General features: G+C 66.6%; 17 protein-coding genes and 1 pseudogene. 10 read left to right on the forward strand and 8 right to left on the reverse strand.

The features are described 5' to 3' along the window. Nucleotides 1–126 precede the first annotated feature (126 nt). Together dapA and D2N39_RS04775 are read left to right on the forward strand one after the other, a co-directional pair. A complete protein-coding gene (gene dapA, locus D2N39_RS04770) occupies nucleotides 127–999 on the forward strand; it encodes a 4-hydroxy-tetrahydrodipicolinate synthase (protein WP_119133955.1) in 873 nt (290 codons plus the stop codon). Between the two features lie 100 nt (nucleotides 1000–1099). After that, nucleotides 1100–1969 carry a DMT family transporter gene (locus D2N39_RS04775; RefSeq protein ID WP_119133629.1) on the forward strand — a complete coding sequence of 290 codons (870 nt, stop codon included), beginning with the start codon at nucleotides 1100–1102 and terminating at the stop codon, nucleotides 1967–1969. On the opposite strand, the gene D2N39_RS04780 is transcribed toward D2N39_RS04775, so the two are convergent. After that, the gene (locus D2N39_RS04780; RefSeq protein ID WP_233557053.1) at nucleotides 1970–2425 is read right to left on the reverse strand and encodes an ion channel; all 456 of its coding nucleotides are present in this window, start codon (nucleotides 2423–2425) and stop codon (nucleotides 1970–1972) included. A 66-nt stretch (nucleotides 2426–2491) separates the two neighbouring features. On the opposite strand from D2N39_RS04780, the gene smpB reads away from it, so the two are divergent. From smpB to D2N39_RS04800, 4 genes are all read left to right on the forward strand, one after another. Then, a complete protein-coding gene (gene smpB / locus D2N39_RS04785) occupies nucleotides 2492–2962 on the forward strand; it encodes an SsrA-binding protein SmpB (RefSeq protein WP_119133956.1) in 471 nt (156 codons plus the stop codon). Nucleotides 2963–3065: 103 nt separating this feature from the next. Continuing rightward, entirely contained in the window at nucleotides 3066–3344 is a 279-nt protein-coding gene (locus D2N39_RS04790; RefSeq protein WP_119133631.1) for a hypothetical protein, read from the forward strand. 85 nt (nucleotides 3345–3429) lie between these two features. Beyond that, on the forward strand, nucleotides 3430–4290 hold the full coding sequence (sseA, locus tag D2N39_RS04795; RefSeq protein ID WP_119133632.1) for a 3-mercaptopyruvate sulfurtransferase: 861 nt from the start codon (nucleotides 3430–3432) through the stop codon (nucleotides 4288–4290). A gap of 48 nt (nucleotides 4291–4338) precedes the next feature. Then, nucleotides 4339–5520 carry an amino acid aminotransferase gene (locus tag D2N39_RS04800; protein ID WP_119133633.1) on the forward strand — a complete coding sequence of 394 codons (1182 nt, stop codon included), beginning with the start codon at nucleotides 4339–4341 and terminating at the stop codon, nucleotides 5518–5520. A gap of 152 nt (nucleotides 5521–5672) precedes the next feature. Here the strand turns inward: D2N39_RS04800 and D2N39_RS04805 are convergent, their stop codons facing one another. Next, the gene (locus D2N39_RS04805) at nucleotides 5673–7022 is read right to left on the reverse strand and encodes an ammonium transporter (protein ID WP_119133957.1); all 1350 of its coding nucleotides are present in this window, start codon (nucleotides 7020–7022) and stop codon (nucleotides 5673–5675) included. 28 nt (nucleotides 7023–7050) lie between these two features. Further along, the gene (locus D2N39_RS04810) at nucleotides 7051–7389 is read right to left on the reverse strand and encodes a P-II family nitrogen regulator (protein ID WP_054302595.1); all 339 of its coding nucleotides are present in this window, start codon (nucleotides 7387–7389) and stop codon (nucleotides 7051–7053) included. Between the two features lie 257 nt (nucleotides 7390–7646). Here D2N39_RS04810 and D2N39_RS04815 point away from each other — a divergent pair, with 257 nt between their 5' ends. Then, nucleotides 7647–9872: a transglycosylase domain-containing protein gene (locus D2N39_RS04815; protein ID WP_119133634.1), complete on the forward strand. Its 2226-nt coding sequence runs from the start codon at nucleotides 7647–7649 to the stop codon at nucleotides 9870–9872. Here D2N39_RS04815 and D2N39_RS04820 read toward each other — a convergent pair. The 4 genes and pseudogenes from D2N39_RS04820 to D2N39_RS23275 all read right to left on the reverse strand — a co-directional run. Further along, complete coding sequence (locus tag D2N39_RS04820) at nucleotides 9866–10582, reverse strand: LrgB family protein (RefSeq protein WP_119133635.1); 717 nt, start codon at nucleotides 10580–10582, stop codon at nucleotides 9866–9868. The genes D2N39_RS04815 and D2N39_RS04820 overlap by 7 nt on opposite strands. Continuing rightward, nucleotides 10579–10935, reverse strand: coding sequence for a CidA/LrgA family protein (locus tag D2N39_RS04825; protein ID WP_119133636.1), 357 nt, complete (start codon nucleotides 10933–10935; stop codon nucleotides 10579–10581). The genes D2N39_RS04820 and D2N39_RS04825 overlap by 4 nt, the downstream gene beginning before the upstream one ends. Nucleotides 10936–10978: 43 nt before the next feature. Next, on the reverse strand, nucleotides 10979–11416 hold the full coding sequence (locus D2N39_RS23270) for a GNAT family N-acetyltransferase (RefSeq protein WP_233557069.1): 438 nt from the start codon (nucleotides 11414–11416) through the stop codon (nucleotides 10979–10981). A gap of 78 nt (nucleotides 11417–11494) precedes the next feature. After that, a pseudogene (locus D2N39_RS23275) lies at nucleotides 11495–11962 on the reverse strand (GFA family protein); the annotation flags it as partial. A gap of 39 nt (nucleotides 11963–12001) precedes the next feature. Here D2N39_RS23275 and smc point away from each other — a divergent pair. Together smc and D2N39_RS04840 are read left to right on the forward strand one after the other, a co-directional pair. Then, nucleotides 12002–15457 (forward strand): chromosome segregation protein SMC, encoded by a 3456-nt coding sequence (smc, locus tag D2N39_RS04835; protein WP_119133638.1) that lies wholly within the window; start codon nucleotides 12002–12004, stop codon nucleotides 15455–15457. Beyond that, complete coding sequence (locus D2N39_RS04840; protein WP_119133639.1) at nucleotides 15454–15810, forward strand: hypothetical protein; 357 nt, start codon at nucleotides 15454–15456, stop codon at nucleotides 15808–15810. The genes smc and D2N39_RS04840 overlap by 4 nt, the downstream gene beginning before the upstream one ends. Here the strand turns inward: D2N39_RS04840 and D2N39_RS04845 are convergent, their stop codons facing one another. Continuing rightward, a complete protein-coding gene (locus tag D2N39_RS04845; RefSeq protein WP_119133640.1) occupies nucleotides 15811–16446 on the reverse strand; it encodes an exopolysaccharide biosynthesis protein in 636 nt (211 codons plus the stop codon). Nucleotides 16447–16582: 136 nt separating this feature from the next. Here D2N39_RS04845 and D2N39_RS04850 point away from each other — a divergent pair, with 136 nt between their 5' ends. Beyond that, nucleotides 16583–17047 (forward strand): MarR family winged helix-turn-helix transcriptional regulator, encoded by a 465-nt coding sequence (locus tag D2N39_RS04850; RefSeq protein WP_119133641.1) that lies wholly within the window; start codon nucleotides 16583–16585, stop codon nucleotides 17045–17047. Nucleotides 17048–17101: the final 54 nt, after the last annotated feature.

The raw sequence follows: 17101 nt of genomic DNA on the forward strand, positions 1-17101 counted from the left end.
TCGCAAGAATTTTGCCGCCCGCAGGCGGGCGGGGCGCTGCGCTTTGCCTTGGCAATTGCCGCAGGGACGGCTAGAGGAAAGGCGTTCAACCGGGCGAGTCTGCCCCAGCTTCAGGAGATGCGTGTCATGTTCAAAGGGTCCATGCCTGCCCTTGTCACGCCGTTCAAGAACGGCGAGCTGGATGTGGAAACGCTCAAGAAACTGGTCGAATGGCATATCGCCGAAGGCTCCAACGCGCTGGTTCCGGTGGGGACCACGGGCGAGAGCCCGACGCTGAGCCACGAGGAACATGGCCGGGTCATCGAGATCGTGGTGGAAACCGTGGCGGGCCGCATTCCGGTCGTCGCCGGGGCCGGGTCCAATGCGACCGCCGAAGGGATCGGCCTGATCCAGCACGCCGAACGCGCGGGGGCCGATGCGGCGCTGGTTGTGACGCCTTACTACAACAAGCCGACCCAAGCCGGCCTGATTGCGCATTTCACCGCGCTGCACGATGCCTCGAACCTGCCGATCATCATCTACAACATTCCGGGCCGTTCCGTCGTGGACATGACGCCCGAGACGATGGGCACGCTTGCCAAACTGCCGCGCATCGTCGGTGTGAAGGATGCCACCGGCAAGATCGAGCGGGTAAGCCAGCAGCGCGCGAGCTGCGGCGCCGATTTCATTCAGCTTTCGGGCGAGGATGCGACTGCGCTGGGCTTCAACGCCCATGGCGGCGTGGGCTGCATCTCGGTCACCGCCAATGTGGCACCGCGGCTTTGCGCGGAGTTCCAGGCGGCGACGCTGGCCGGTGATTATGCCAAGGCGCTGGAATATCAGGACCGTCTGATGCCTCTGCATGAGGCGATTTTCATCGAGCCGGGTCTGGTGGGGGCCAAATACGGTCTTTCGCTGCTGGGTCTGTGCAGCGAAGAGGTTCGTCTGCCGCTGGTTGGGCTGACTGAGGGCACCAAGGCGCGTATCCGCGCAGCGATGGAGCATGCGGGGCTGTTGTAAGAGGGGGCTCTGCCTCCGCGCCTGCGGCGCGCGCCCGGGATATTTGGACCAAGATAAAGGCCCTGCACCTGCGGGGCCTTTTCGACGCGAGGGGACACGGATGACCGACAATCTGCGCGGCAGTCTGTTCATGGTGGCGGCCATGCTGGGCTTTGCCATCGAGGACATGCTGCTCAAGCGTGTCGCCGGGACCGGGGTGCCGGTGGGCGAGGTTCTGATGCTGTTCGGGGGCGGCGGGATGCTGTTGTTCGCGGCCCTGACGCGGCGCTCCGGTCAACCGCTGTGGCACCCGGCGGTATTGGCGCCACGCATGTTGTGGAAGGCAGGGTTCGAGGTCGCGGGGCGGCTGTTCTACACGCTCGCCATCGCGCTGACGCCCTTGTCCACCGCCAGTGCCATCCTTCAGGCGACCCCTCTGGTGGTGGTGGCGGGCGCCGCACTGATCTTTGGCGAGCGCGTGGGCTGGCGGCGCTGGACCGCGATCCTTGTCGGGTTGGGCGGGGTTCTGCTGATCCTGCGGCCGGGTCTGGAGGGGTTCAGCGCGGCCTCGTTGCTGGCCGTGGCCGGGCTGCTGGGCTTTGCCGGGCGCGATCTGGCGACGCGGGCGGCGCCGAAGGTGCTGAGCAACCTGCAACTGGGGATCTATGGCTTTGCCGCCATGGTGCCGACCGGGGCGGGCTTGTTGCTGTGGGAGGGCGGCGCGGTGGTTCCGGCTGCGCTGCAATGGGCTGAACTGGCGGGCGCAGTATGCGTGGGGGTCTTTGCCTATTGGGCGCTGACTGTGGCGATGCGCACCGGCGAGGTCAGCGTGGTGACGCCCTTCCGATATACCCGGCTGTTGTTCGCGCTGGTGCTGGGGATGGTGGTGTTCCACGAGCGCCCGGATGCGGCGACGCTGGCGGGATCGGCCATCGTGGTGGCAGCGGGAGTGTTCACGCTTTGGCGCGGACGGGTGGCGCTGCGCGGCTAGTCAGTGGCGGCGGCGCGCATCGACCTGACCGAGCCGCACATGACGCAGCGCCTCGACCAGAAGGGCGGTCATCAGGCCGAAGTTCAGAAAGCCGTTCGCCGCCGCCATGCCGCCCAGCAGCCGCCATTCATGCGGCGGCAGCACGTCGCCGAAGCCCAGCGTTGTAAAGGCCACCAGCGCGAAATAGACTGATTCCTCCAGAGTCGGAAACACATGCAGCAGGCGGAAGGCGAAGGCCCAGATCCAGACCGCCACCGTGATGGTGCCCAGCACCCACAACGACACACCCGCCACCGCGATCATCAGCTTCGGCCGGTGCGGCGGGCGCAACAGCCAGTCGTTCCAGCGCGTCAGCACCAGTTCCATCACCAGTGCCGAGAAGGCACCGATCAGGATCGAGATGATCAGCAGGGCTGAGCCGAGGGCGAGTTGCAGCAGCATGGCCTGCAATGCCATGCGCCAGCGCCTGCGGGAAGGGGTGATCTGGACTTTCGGCTGCGGCTCGCCTATCTCAACCCGATCATGGCCCAGAAATCCGACCCCAATTCCAAGCTGATCGCCGAAAACCGCCGGGCGCGTTTCGATTACTTCATCGAAAGCGATCTGGAGGCGGGCATCATGCTGCTTGGGTCCGAGGTGAAATCGCTGCGTCAGGGCGGTTCGAACCTTGGCGAAAGCTATGCCTCGGTCGAGGGCGGGGAGCTGTGGCTGATCAACAGTTATGTCGCGCCCTACCGCGAGGCAAAGACCTGGGGCCATGAGGAACGCCGCAAGCGCAAGCTGCTGGTGTCGCGGCGTGAATTGGCCCGGCTGTGGAATGCCACTGCGCGCGAAGGCATGACCATCGTGCCGTTGAAATGGTATTTCAACGAACGCGGGCTGGTGAAGGTGAAGCTGGGCATCGCCAAGGGCAAGAAGATGGCCGACAAGCGCGCTACCGAAGCCAAACGCGACTGGGACCGCCAGAAGCAACGCCTGCTGCGGCACGGCTGAAATTCCCCCTTCGAATCCGTCTGCGTGCCCTTGGCAGGCGGCGGTGGCAGGTGCAGGCTTGCCGCATCGGGCCGCTGTGGCCCGGCTGTAAGGGAACGAGTTCATGGAACTGATCATCAGTCTGATCGCGGGCGCGCTGGGTGGCAATGGTGCGGGCGCCGTGCTGAAGAACCTCAGCCTTGGTCCGCTGGGCAATTCGATCGTGGGGATTCTGGGCGGCGGTCTGGGCAGCCAGCTTTTGGCGATGCTGGGGGCGGGCGGCATGGCTGGGGCGGGCGGCGCCGATCTGGCCTCGATCATCGGCAGCATTGCCTCGGGCGGTGTGGGTGGCGGGGTGCTGCTGGCCATTGTCGGGGCGATCCGCAGCGCGATGGCAAAGTAAGCCCGGCAGCGCCGGGCGGTGGCTTGGCGCTTGCCTCGGAAGGCGGCAATCGGTAAGCCGGTCCTGATTAGACGAGGAGCCGCGCATGACTTCCGCCTTCCGCGACGACCCGAAAACGCTGGTCTCGACCGACTGGCTGGCCGCGCATCTGAAAGACCCCGATCTGCGGGTGCTGGATGCAAGCTGGTATATGCCCGACGCCGGGCGCGATGCGAAAGCCGAATATGACGCCGGTCATATCCCCGGCGCGCGCTTCTTCGACATTGACGAGATTTCGGACCAGCGCTCGGCCCTGCCGCATATGGCGCCGCCAGTCGAGAAATTCATCAGCCGTATGCGCGCCATGGGCGTGGGCGACGGGCATCAGGTGGTGATCTACGACGGCGCCGGGCTGTTTTCGGCCGCGCGCGTCTGGTGGACTTTCCGCCTGATGGGCAAGACGGATGTCGCGGTGCTGGACGGCGGCCTGCCGAAATGGAAGGCCGAGGGGCGCGAGATCGAGGACATGCCGCCGGTGCTGCGCGACCGCCATATCACCGTCAGCCGTCAGGCCGGGCTGGTGAAGGATGTGACGCAGGTCGCCCACGCCAGCAAGCTGGGCGAAGCCGAGATCATCGACGCCCGTTCCGCGCCCCGCTTCCGTGGCGAGGTGGCCGAGCCGCGGCCGGGTCTGCGCTCGGGTCGTATCCCCGGCTCGAAGAACCTGCCCTTCGGCGAGTTGTTCAACGCTGACGGCACCATGAAGGACGACGCCGGACTGCGCGCGGCCTTCACGGCGGCCGGGGTCGATCTGTCGAAACCGGCGATCACCACCTGCGGCTCGGGCGTCACCGCCGCCATCCTCGCGCTGGGGCTGGAACGCATCGGCCATCGCAACTGGGCGCTCTATGACGGCTCTTGGGCCGAATGGGGCATGTATGACGACCTGCGGGTCGCCAAAGGCTGAGCCCTGCCCGGTTTCCACGGGGCTCTACTTCTCTGGAAGGTGAACGGGATGTTTGACGCATTGAAGGCGCAGCCGCAGGACAAGATCCTGCAACTGATCGCCATGTTCCGCGAAGACACGCGGGCGGACAAGATCGACCTTGGCGTCGGGGTCTACAAAGACCCGACCGGGCTGACCCCGGTGATGCGGGCGGTCAAGGCCGCCGAGAAGAAGCTTTGGGAAGCCGAGACGACCAAGACCTATACCGCGCTGGCTGGTGAGCCCGCCTATAACATGGCGATGCGCCGCATGATCCTTGACGGTGCGGTGGCGGAGGATCGTCTGGCCTCGGTCGCGACGCCCGGCGGGACGGGGGCCATCCGGCAGGCGCTGGAACTGGTGAAGCTGGCCGATCCCAAGGCGACGGTCTGGCTGTCGGCGCCGACCTGGCCGAACCATCCGTCAATCATCAAATACCTTGGCATCCCGATGGCGGAATACCGCTATTTCGACGCGGCCAGCGGCGGTGTCGATTTCGCAGGGATGATGGAGGATCTGGGCCGGGTGAAGCCGGGGGACGTGGTGCTGCTGCACGGCTGCTGCCACAACCCGACCGGCGCCAACCTGACCGCCGACCAATGGGCCGAGGCGGTGGAACTGCTGGCCGGGCGCGGCGCGCTGCCGCTGGTCGATCTGGCCTATCAGGGCTTTGGTGACGGGCTTGAGGCCGATGCGGCCGCGACGCGGCTGGTGGCCGAAAGCTTCCCCGAGGTGCTGATTGCCGCCTCGTGCAGCAAGAACTTTGGTATCTACCGCGAACGCACCGGCGTCCTGATCGCCGTGTCGAAGGACGCGGAGGCCACGAAGATCACGCAGGGCAATCTTGCCTTCCTGAACCGCCAGAACTACAGCTTCCCGCCGGATCATGGCGCGCGGGTGGTGACGGTGATCCTTGAGGATGTCGCGCTGACCGCCGACTGGAAGGCCGAGCTGGAGGAGGTGCGGCTGAACATGCTGGGCCTGCGCGAGCAACTGGCCGAGGAACTGCGCAAGGCCACCAATTCCGACCGCTTCGATTTCGTGGCGCGGCATCGAGGCATGTTCTCGCGGCTGGGGCTGACCGAGGCGCAGGTGAACCGGCTGCGTGAGGAGCATGGTATCTACATGGTGGGCGACTCGCGCATCAACATCGCCGGACTGAACGCCAAGACCGTGCCGGTGCTGGCGCGGGCCGTCGCTTCTGTCCTGTGACGGCGGGGGTGGCGCAAAAGTTTTCCTGAAAACTTTTGCAAATTTCTTGAGAAGAAATTTGAAAGGCCCGGAGCAAGCTCCGGGCCTTTTCCTTTGCCCGAGGTCGGGCTGGGTATGGCGGGCCGGGGAGGAGGTCGGCCCGCCTGGGACGCTTAGCCGTGATAGGCGCTTTCACCATGCGAGGTGAGGTCAAGGCCCTGACGCTCGCTGTCGGTATCGACGCGCAGGCCGACGATCATGTCCACCAGCTTGTAGAGGATGAACGAGATCACGCCGCTCCAGACGATGGTGATGACGACCGACTGGAACTGCACCCAGGTCTGCGCCGCGATCGAGTAATCATCGCCGTTCACGCCGCCCAGCGAGGCCGCCGAGAAGATGCCGGTGCCGATGGCGCCGACGATGCCGCCCACGCCGTGAATGCCGAACACGTCAAGGCTGTCGTCATAGCCGAGTTTGATCTTCACCACGGTGACGAAGTAGTAGCAGATGGCCGCAGCGATCACGCCGAGAATGATGGCGCCCATCGGGCCGACCGTGCCGCAGGCCGGGGTGATGGCGACGAGACCGGCAACCATGCCCGAAACCGCACCCAGCATCGAAGCCTTGCCGCGCAGCATGCCTTCCAGCGCCGACCATGCGACAGCGGCCGCAGCGGTGGCAAGGAAGGTGTTGATCATGGCGAGCGTCGCACCGGCATTCGATTCGAGGTTCGAGCCGACGTTGAAGCCAAACCAGCCGACCCACAGCATGGAGGCGCCGATCATGGTCATCACCATCGAGTGCGGAGCCATGTTTTCCTTGCCATAGCCGACGCGCTTGCCAATCACGAGGCAACCGACCAAGGCCGCGACCCCGGCATTGATGTGCACCACGGTGCCGCCCGCGAAGTCGATGGCGCCCATGTTGAAGATCAGGCCCGCGCCGTCCCACACCATATGGGCGATCGGGAAATAGCAGAAGGTGCCCCACAGCACGCAGAACAGCAGGACTGCGGTGAACTTCACGCGTTCGGCGAAGGCGCCGATGATCAGGGCGGGGGTGATGGCCGCGAAGGTCATCTGGAAGGTGATGAACAGGTATTCCGGGATCACCACGCCATCGGTGAAGGTGGCCGACATGCTGTCAGCGTTCACACCGGCAAGGAACAGTTTGCCAAGGCCGCCCCAGAAAGCCGAGGTGCCGCCGCCGAAGGCGAAGGAGTAGCCGTAGATCACCCAGACCAGCATCATGACGCAGGCGATCAGCGTGGTCTGCATCAGGACCGACAACATGTTCTTGGTGCGCACGAGGCCGCCGTAGAACAGTGCAAGGCCCGGCAGGGTCATGAACAGAACGAGCACGGTCGAGGTCATCATCCAGGCGACGTCGCCCTTGTCCATCACCTGTGCGACCTCGGCTGCGGCTTCGGTGGCCTCGGCGGTGGCTTCCTGCGCCCATGCGGGCAGCGCGGTCACGGCCGCAAGCCCCGCGAGGCCAGAGAGTTTGGTCAAAGTTTTCATGGTCTTGGTTTCCCCTTCCACCCGCATCTCAAAGCGCGTCGTCATTGGTTTCGCCGGTGCGCACGCGCACGGCCTGTTCGACATCCAGCACGAAGATCTTGCCGTCACCGATCTTGTCGGTCCGGGCGGTGGAGCGGATCGTTTCCACCACCTGATCGGCAAGGCTGTCGGAGACCACGATCTCCAGCCGCACCTTCGGCACGAAATTCACGGCATATTCGGCGCCGCGATAGATTTCCGTATGACCTGACTGCGAGCCGAAGCCCTTGATCTCGGTTACCATCATCCCGCGCACCCCGATGGTGGTCAGCGCCTCGCGGACTTCCTCAAGCTTGAACGGCTTGATTGCTGCGATGATCAGTTTCACGTGCGTCCCCTTCTCTGGCAGACGGCCCGCTACGGGGCCTTGCGCACTCAGAAGGCGGATAATGCTGCGACTGCACAAGAAACGACGCCTTTGCCCAACGGCTTCACAGGGGCAAGTTGCACATTTTTTGCACTTATGTGCATATATGATTAAATTTTATGCGAATTGGGATTCCGAATCGAGCCCGCTTGCTCTCCACAAGCCGGGCACGACAGGGTAAGATTCCGCAAAACAAGAGCAGAGCAGGCGTGGCGGGCATGAGTGGATCGGGAAACAAGGGCAGGACGCTGGTGGCGGATCGCCGCTATGGCGGGGGCGGGGGCGGCGGCAAGACGCCGCCGAAAAAGCCGTCAGCTCCGAAGAAGCCACGCACACCCCGTAAGCCTCCGGCGCGCAAGCACGGGCTGATCATGGGGTTCATCCTGGGTGTGCTTGGCCTGATCTGGCGGGTGATCTGGGGGATCGGGTGGCGCGTCACCGCCGTTGTGGCGCTGATCCTGTTCGGGGCAACCTTCTTCTTTGAACAGCGCCTGCCGCAGGTGTCTGACCTTGTGGACGCGCGCGCGCGCGGGTCGGTCACCATGCTGGACCGGGACGGCAAGGTCTTTGCCTGGCGCGGCGAAACCTTTGGCGGCATGATTACCGCCGAGAATGTGTCGAAACACCTCAAGAACGCTGTGGTGGCGACCGAGGACAAGCGATTCTACAACCATTTCGGCGTCAGCCCGCGCGGCATCGCCTCGGCCATCCGCATCAACCTTGCCGAAGGGCGCGGCCCGCTGGAGGGCAACGGCGGCTCCACCATCACGCAGCAGGTGGCGAAACTGCTGTGCCTTGGTGTCGAATACGACCCGAAGCAATGGAAATCCGAGGCGGCGTATGAAGAAGACTGCCGCTCGGGCGGAGTATGGCGGAAGGTGAAGGAAATTCCCTTCTCCATGGCGATGGAGTGGAAATATTCCAAGGACGACATCCTCACGATCTATTTCAACCGGGCCTATCTGGGCGCGGGCGCGCGCGGCTTCGAGGCGGCGGCGCAGCGTTACTTCGGCAAGTCGGCCAATCAGGTGAACCCGGCCGAGGCGGCCATGCTGGCGGGCCTGCTGAAGGCGCCTTCGCGCTATGCGCCGACCAACAACCTGAAACGTGCGCAGGATCGGGCGAATGTCATCATCGGCCTGATGGAGGAGCAGGGCTATCTGACCCGCGCCGAGGCCGACGATGCCCGCGCCCATCCGGCACAACTGTCGGAAGCCGCGCAAAAGAACGCAGGTGGCTTCTTTGCCGACTGGGTGATGGAATCCGGCCCCGCCTTCCTGACCAAGGAAACCACCGAGGATGTCATCATCCGCACCACGCTGGACCAGAAGATCCAGCGCGATGCAGAGGAGGCGCTGCAATATATCTTCGATACCAAGGTTCAGGCCGGGTCCAAGGCGCAGGCCGCGATCGTGGTGATGAGCGCGGATGGCGCGGTCCGCGCCATGGTGGGCGGGCGCAAGATCGCCGCTGCCGGCAGCTTCAACCGCGCGACGCAGGCGCTGCGCCAGACCGGATCGGTGTTCAAGCCCTTCGTTTATGCCGCCGCGCTGGATCTGGGTTACAGCCCCGCGGATTATGTCGAGGATACGCCGCTCACGATCCGCATTCCCGGCTCCGGCCCCTGGACGCCTGAAAACTACGACAAGAAGTTCAAGGGCATGATCACACTGACCCAGGCGCTTGCCGAAAGCCGCAACATTCCGGCGGTGCGGGTGTCCGAGGCGGTGGGCCGCGATGTGGTGCGTCAGGTGGCACAGCAGTTCGGGGTGAAAAGCGATCTGGCGGCGGGGCCTGCGCTGGCGCTGGGTGCCTCGGAAAGCACGCTGCTCGAGATGACGGGTGCCTATGCCGGTATCCTCAACGGGGGGTCATCGGTGCAGCCCTATGGGTTGATCGAGTTGAAATTGCAGGGCGACGATGCCGAGTTGATCGGCCAGGCGGGTGGCATTGGCGAGAGGGTGATCAGCCAGAACGCGGCGCAGTCGCTGACCTACATGATGACGCAGGTGATCCAGAAGGGCACAGGCGGACGGGCGCGGTTGGGCGATACGCCTGTGGCGGGCAAGACCGGCACCACCAATGCCTCGCGCGATGCGTGGTTCATCGGCTTTTCCGCGCATTATGTCGCCGGGGTCTGGATGGGCTATGACGACAACACCCCGCTGAAGGGCGTGACAGGGGGCGGTCTTCCGGCCGAAATCTGGCACGAAGTCATGGCGCGGGTGCACAAGGGCATTCCGCCTACGGCCCTGCCGATGATCGTGCCGGAACCGCGCCTGCCGCCCAGCCCTGGCGCCTCGGCGTCGTCGGGTGAGGTTGGTGGCGTGCCGCAGGGGCAGCAGCCTGCTGCGCAGCCCGTCCCGCAGGCCCCGGCTCCGGGCAGCGATCCGATTGCCGATGCGTTGCGCGATGTGCTGGGAACGACTTCGGGGCTTTACTGAAACAGCCGCAGCACCAGCGGGGCGACGAAGGCGGTCAGCACCGCGTTCAATCCCATGCCCAGACCGGCGAAGGCCCCGGCGACCGGATGCACCTGAAAGGCGCGGGCGGTGCCGATGCCATGCGCGGCGACGCCGGTGGCAAAGCCCCGCGCCCGCCAGTCGCGGATGCCCAGCGCGTTCAAAAGCGGCGTGGTGCAGATCGCGCCGATGATGCCGGTCAGGATCACCAGAACGGCGGTCAGCGTGGGTGACCCGCCCAGCCGCTCGGATATGCCCAGCGCGACCGGCGCGGTGGCGGATTTCGGCGCCAGCGAGGCCAGAACCTCGCCGGTGATGCCGAAGGCGCGGGCAATTGCGACGGCAGACGCGGCCGCGACCACCGATCCGGTGACCAGTGCTGCCAGCAGCGGCAGGGCGGCGCGGCGCACATGGGGCAGGTTGTCCCACAGCGGCAGCGCGAGCGCGACCGTGGCAGGGCCCAGCAGGAAGTGCACGAATTGCGCCCCCTCGAAATAGGTGGGGTAAGGCGTATCGGTCAGCCACAGCAGTCCCGCCAGCAACGCGACCGCAATCAGCACCGGGTTGGCCCAGGGCTTGCGCCCCGCCGCGCGGAAACAGGCATCCCCCACCGCATAGGCTACCAGCGTTGCCGTCAGCCACAACAGCGGGCCGCGCGCGAGGTAAGACCAGATCTCGGCGAAATCGGTCATGCTTCCGGCTCCATCTTCATCAGTTTCGCCACGGCGGTAAAGGCCAGTGCCCCGGCGCCGATGGCGAGGACAGTCGAGACGACCAGCACCACCGCCAGCGCGGGGCCATAGCCCGCCAGCGTGCCCAGATGGCCCACGACGCCGGTGCCCGCAGGAACGAACAGCAGCGAGAGGTTGCCAAGTATGCCCTGCGCCAGCGGACGCACGATCGCGACCAGACCGGGAAACACTGCGAAACCGGCAATCAGGATCAACATGCCCAGCACCGGGCCGGGCAGCGGCAGCCCGGTCGCACGGGTCAGCGTTTCACCCGCGAGTTGGGCGCCAAGAAGGGTGAGAAGGGCTGGGATCATGCGGCCTCCGGGGTTTTGACGGAGACTGCGACAAAGCGTGGATTCAGGGAAGGGGCAAGACCGGCTTGCGGAAAGTCAGGCTTGTCGGGCGGTCATAGCCAGCATGCGCGGTGGCGCCGGTCTGCATGAAACCCATCGCCGTGAAAGCCGCATGGTTTTCCACCAGCTCCACCCGGCTTTGCAATTCCAGCGCGGGCAGGCCCAGTGCACGGGCGCGGGCTTCGGCGCGGACCATCAGGCGCCGGGCGAGACCCCGTCCGCGTTCCGGCTCTGCGGTGGCGAGCTTCCCGACATACAGCGCATCGGCCTTCGGTGTCAGCACCATGCAGGCCATCGGGGGTGTTCCGATCACCCAGACCTCGCCCGCCCCGGCCTCCGTGCTCAGGTCCGCTTCGGTCAGCCGGTGCATTGACGAGGGTGGGTCGATCCGTCCGTCCATATAGGCGAAGGCCGCGCGGATCAGCGCCAGCACCGGCGCCATGTCATCCTCGGGCGCCAGACGGCGCGGCGGCGGCGCGGCCAGCGCGGCCCAGGGCAGGTGTTCGTCGGTATGCACTTCGGTTTCCGCCACGAAATCCTGCGCGTGGTCCAGCGTGGCTGCATGCAGATGCACCTCGCCCGGAAACCGGGTGGAACGATAGGCCAGCGGGCTGCCGCAGGCGCCGCAGCGATCCCAGAAGGTGCCGGGGCTGCTGCAATGGCTGGCGCGATCAGGGCCAAACCAGTGCAGGGCCGCCTCTGCCGCGCCCAGATAGCTGGCAAAACCCGCCCCGGTCGCCTTGCGGCAGGACGCGCAGTGGCAATGCGCCGTCCACAGGGGCGGCGTGTCCAGCCGGTAGGTGGTGACACCGCAAAGGCAGGTGCCGGTGATCGGGGGCGACAGGCTCATGCCCTGATCCTCGCCGCAGCGCAGCGTTACGTCAATTGCCGGTTTCGGCGACGCTTTGCCGCTGCGGAATGGGCAAGATATTGGGGATAACCCTTGATCTTGCCGCCACATGCGGGGGTGACGATTGACAGCCTCCATATCAGACCCGAGGATACCACCCCCAAAGCGGAGATTCTCTTGCGGTTCACCCGCCTCAGACTGAATGGCTTCAAAAGTTTCGTCGATCCGACGGAACTTGTGATTCACGATGGCCTGACTGGCGTCGTGGGGCCGAACGGCTGCGGCAAGTCGAACCTGCTGGAGGCGCTGCGTTGGGTGATGGGCGAAAACCGGCCCACTGCCATGCGCGGCGGCGGGATGGAGGATGTGATTTTCGCCGGTGCCGCCACCCGCCCGGCACGCCATTTCGCAGAAGTGTCGCTGGTGCTGGACAACAGCGAAAGGCTGGCACCCTCGGGGTTCAACGATGCCGATGCGCTGGAAATCGTGCGCCGCATCACCAAGGACGCGGGTTCGGCCTACAAGGCCAATGGCAAGGATGTTCGGGCGCGCGACATCCAGATGCTGTTCGCCGATGCCTCGACCGGGGCGCAAAGCCCGGCGCTGGTGCGGCAGGGGCAGATTTCGGAACTGATCAACGCCAAACCCAAGGCGCGGCGGCGCATTCTGGAAGAAGCGGCGGGGATTTCCGGCCTTTACCAGCGGCGGCACGAGGCCGAATTGCGGCTGAACGCGACGGAACAGAACCTGACCCGCGTGGATGACGTGCTGGAACAGCTTGCGGCGCAGCTTGCAACGCTGGCGCGGCAGGCGCGGCAGGCGGCGCGCTACCGCGAGATTGGCGAGGAATTACGGCGCTCGGAAGGGATGCTGCTCTATCGTCGCTGGCGCGAGGCCGATCTGGCGCGGGCCGAGGCGGAGGATGTGCTGCGCGGGCGGCTTCTGGCCGCGGCTGCGGCTGAAAAGGCCGCGCGCGAGGCGACGAAGCGGCGCGAGGCGGCGGAGGATCTGCTGCCGCCCCGGCGCGAGGAAGAGGCGATCGCGGGCGCCATCCTTCAGCGGCTGGTCGTGCAGCGCGATGCGTTGGGCGATCAGGAGGCCCGCGCCCGGCAGGTCATCGAAACCCTGCATGGCCGCATCGCCCAGCTTGCCCGCGACATGGAGCGCGAGGCCGGGCTGAACCGCGATGCGGGCGAAACCATCGCCCGGCTGGAATGGGAGATCGAGGCGCTGGCCCGCGCCCATGACGGCCATGACGACCGGCTGGCCGAAGCGGTGGAAATCGCGCGCGAGGCTGGCGCGATCCTGTCGGAGCGCGAGTCGCAGCTTGCGGACCGGACCGAGGATGTGGCGCGTCTGGCGGCGCGGCACCAGTCGGCGCAACGCCTGCTGACCGATACCCGCGCCACGCTGGACCGGGCCGAGGCCGAGGCCGTGCGGGCGCGGGAGGCAGTGGCCACGGCGGCCGGGGCGCTGGAAACGGCGGCCGAGGCGCAGGACAGCGCGGCCGAGGCGCAGGAAGAGGCCATCGCACTGGCCGAGGCGGCGGAAGAGGCGCTGGCCAGCGCCGAGGAAGCCCGCGCCGAAACGCAGACCCGCGAGGCGGAAGCCCGTGCCGCGCGATCTGGTGCCGAGGGCGAGGCCAATGCTTTGCGCGCCGAGGTCGCGGCTTTGGCCCGTCTGGTGGACCGCGAGGCGCAGGCGGGGACGCAACTGCTCGACCGGGTGCAGGTGACGCCGGGCTACGAGGCGGCGCTGGGCGCCGCGCTGGCCGATGACCTGCGCGCCCCGGAACTGGCGGAAGGTGGGCGGTCCGGCTGGGCCTTGCTGCCCGATTATGACGTGGCGCAACCGCTGCCCGAGGGGGTGGAGCCGCTGTCGGCCCATGTCACCGTGCCCGAGGTGTTGCGCCGCCGGATCGCGCAGATCGGTCTGGCCGACCGGGCGCAGGCCGCCGCCTTGCAGGCGCAATTGCGCCCCGGTCAGCGGCTGGTCAGCCTCAATGGCGATCTGTGGCGCTGGGACGGGTTCCGCGCCGGGGCGGAGGATGCGCCCTCGGCCGCGGCGCTGCGCCTGCAACAGCTCAACCGTCTGGTGCAGTTGAAGCGGGATCTGGAAGAGGTCGCCGCGCGGGCCGAGGGCGCGAAACAGGCGCATGAGGCGCTTCAGGCCCGCCTGGGCGATCTGAACCGCGCCGATCAGATGGCCCGCGAGGCGCGGCGTGCCGCCGATCAGCGCGTGACCGAGGCGGGCCGGGCACTTGCGCGGGCCGAGGCGGACCGCTCGCTTGCCGCAGGCAAGCTGGAGGCCGCGCGTCTGGCGGTGACCCGTTTCGACGACGAGGCGATGGCAACGCGGTCGCGTCTGACCGAGGCGGAGGCCGGGGCAGGCGGGCTGGACGATCTGGAAACCGCGCGCGCGGGTGTCGAGGAGTTGCGCATGGCGGTCGAGGCCGCGCGCATCACCATGATGTCCCGCCGTTCCGCGCAGGATGAATTGCGCCGCGAGGGCGAAGCCCGTGTGCGGCGGCGGCAGGAGGTCACCAAGGAAATCTCGGGCTGGCGGCATCGTCTGGACACGGCGGAAAAGCGCAGCGCCGAACTGGCCGAACGCAAGGCCGAGGCGGAGGAGGAGCTGGTCGAGGCCAGCGCAGCGCCTGAGGAAATCGCCATCAAGCGCGAGGAGTTGGGCGAAGCGATTGACGCCGCCGAGGCTCGTCGCCGCAAGGCCTCCGATGCGCTGGCCGAAGCCGAGAGCAAGCTGCGCGAGGCGCAGATCGCCGAACGTGACGGGGAAAGGCTGGCGGGTGAGGCCCGCGAGGCGCGCGCCCGTGCCGATGCCCGCGCCGATGCGGCCCGCGAAACCGTGGCCCATGCGGCGGAACGCATCCGCGATGAGATGGAACTTGCGCCGGGGCAATTGCTCGACCGGCTGAAGGCCGACCCCGATGCCATGCCCGCCGCCGAGGTGCTGGAGGCCGATGTGAACCGGCTGAAACGCCAGCGCGAGGCGCTGGGTGCGGTGAACCTGCGCGCCGAGGAAGATGCCAAGGCGGTGCAGACCGAGCATGACCAGCTTCAGCAGGAAAAATCTGATCTTGAAGAGGCGGTGAAGAAACTGCGCGCCGGGATTCAGGGGTTGAACCGCGAAGGTCGCGAACGTCTGCTGACCGCGTTCGAGCAGGTCAACGGGTCTTTTGGCACGCTGTTCAATCACCTGTTCGGCGGCGGTGAGGCGCGTCTGGTGCTGGTGGAAAGCGACGATCCGCTGGAGGCCGGGCTGGAAATCATGTGCCAGCCGCCGGGCAAGAAGCTGTCGACGCTCAGCCTTCTGTCGGGGGGCGAACAGACGCTGACCGCGCTGTCGCTGATCTTCGCGGTGTTCCTTGCCAATCCCGCACCGATCTGCGTGCTGGACGAGGTGGACGCGCCTTTGGATGATGCGAACGTCACACGCTTCTGCGACCTGCTGGACGAGATGACCCGGCGCACAGAGACGCGGTTCCTGATCATCACCCACCACGCGGTGACCATGGCGCGGATGGACCGGCTGTTCGGGGTGACGATGCAGGAACAGGGGGTCAGCCAGCTGGTCAGCGTCGATCTGAAGAAGGCCGAGGCGCTCGTGGCATGACGCAATCAGAGATTCTGGCGGCTTTCGCCACCGCAGGGTTTTGTGGCGTCGAGGCCGAGGGCGGCGTGGTCTATGCCCGCGTCACCCCCCAATCGCCCGAGTTCCGGGCCGAGGAAACCGAGGCCGGCTGGCGGCTGGTGTTGCCATGGAACGTGACCCCGCCCGCCGAGGCGATGGCGGCATGGAATGCCCTGATGGGAGCCGCCCGCATGGAACTGCATCAGGGTGAGGCGCGGCTGGTCATGGCCTTTCCGGGGCCGCAAGTGCTGATCCGCTGGGCGGCGCTGGCGGCCGAGGCCGAGGTGCATTTCATCCGCTGGCGCCGCGACCGGCGGCCCTGGGAAGGCATGTGATCAGAAGGCATTGCCGATGACGAACGCCGCCGCCCGGATCACGCCCCACGATACCAGTCCCAGCCACAGGAACGAAACCACCGCCGCGCCAAGGCCCGCCAGCACCCAGAGCCCGTCACGCTCCATGATCGCCAGTGCGAGGATGCAGACGCTGAGCGAGGGCAGCAGATTGCCGAGCGGCACCGGCAGCGACAACAGGATCGCCAGCGCAAGGCAGATCACCCCCAGCAATCGTTCGGCCAGTGGCGCGGTCAGCAGCGGCCAGCGGTGGCGCAACAGGCTTTCGGCCCGGTGCAGATGCGGCAGCGCCCGCGCCACCAGCTGCCGGGCCTGCACGGTTGCCATGGACCTGTCGGCGATCAGCCGGGGCAGATGCGGCGGCCGTCCCAGCGCCATCTGCGCCGACAGAAAGATGATCGGCAAGCCAAGGATCGTCGCCACGCCCGGCGGGGTCGGCAGGATGTTCGGGAAGGCAAAGATGAACAATAACGCAGCACTTGCCCGGTCCTGCATTGCGGCCAGCATGTCTCCAATGCTCAAGCGGGGATGCAGATGGGTGTCCGCCGTCGTCTTCAGCAGATCGGAAAACCGCGCCTCACCGGGGCGGGGCGGGGGGCTTGGGGCGGCATCGGGCATGGCATGGCCTCTGGCATCGGATGCCTGCCGGTCTATCCCCGCCCTGTATCAGCCTGACGACAGCCGCGCCGGGGTGACAGGCCGGGGTCGCTGTGGCAGTTTGGCCGGGAATGACTGACTGGTGGGGACAGGGCCGATGACCGAAGCAGAACAGGGGCAGTTCGATCTGGACGGTTTTCTGCCCTATCTGCTCAATCAGGCGGCCGAGGCGACGTCAAAATCCTTCTATGCGGTCTATCGCGCCGATTACGGTATGACCCGCACGCAATGGCGCGTCATGGCCAATCTGGGCCGCTTCGGCGCCATGACGGCGCGGGACATCTGCCGTATCTCGCATATCGAAAAGACCAAGGTGAGCCGGGCGGTGGCGGCGCTGGAGGCCGAGGGCCATCTGGCGCGCAGTCCCAGCCCGACCGATAGGCGGGCCGAGATCCTGTCGCTGACCCCGGCCGGTCGTGAGGTGTTCCTGCGGCTTGGCCAGCGCGCGCTGGATTACGACCACATGCTGCGCGAAAGCCTTGGGGCGACCGAGGCCGCCCGGCTGGAAGCACTGTTGCGCGCCCTGATCGCGCAGGGCAGCGACGTGACGGACGAGGACTGACCGCTGCGCGCTTGCAAGCGGGCGCCGCCCCCCCTATGAGGCGGCAATCCCTGA

Source organism: Gemmobacter lutimaris (genome assembly GCF_003570715.1).
Taxonomy (GTDB): Bacteria; Pseudomonadota; Alphaproteobacteria; order Rhodobacterales; family Rhodobacteraceae; genus Gemmobacter; species Gemmobacter lutimaris.